1 pseudogene is annotated in these 332 nt (G+C 59.9%); it reads right to left on the bottom strand.

Features of this window, described 5'->3' with window-relative positions:
• Positions 1–201 precede the first annotated feature (201 nt).
• A pseudogene (locus tag CR492_RS21305) lies at positions 202–332 on the bottom strand (putative sulfate exporter family transporter); the annotation flags it as partial.

The following is a 332-nucleotide window of genomic DNA, read 5'->3' as shown; positions in this document are numbered from 1 at the left end:
GACCGCTGGTCGTCGCCAGCCGCACAGCTTCCTTTTCAAAGTCCGCCGTGAAACGGCGCTGCTGCTTCCCCATCGCGGTTTCCTTTCAAATCTCAGGAAACCTCTCCATTTTTCCGGGGCAAGTCCATCTCACAATGATGTTTGTTTTCGACTATCAAGGCCCCTATCAAGAGCGGCCTCGCCGTATCGGTTTTCCCACTCTCATCCGAGCCTTAAGCCGTAGATCATGCCGAGGCTGATGCAGAGCAGCAGGATCAGCGAGAGGGTCACGGCGGCTGTGACGCGCCCGCCGACGCGGCCGATCACGCGCACGTCGACGCCAAGCCCGAGGG

It is taken from the genome of Methylocella silvestris (assembly GCF_002891535.1).
GTDB lineage: Bacteria > Pseudomonadota > Alphaproteobacteria > Rhizobiales > Beijerinckiaceae > Methylocapsa > Methylocapsa silvestris_A.
Note: the sequence above shows the minus strand (reverse complement) of the source record. Positions and strands in the feature narration are given on the sequence as shown.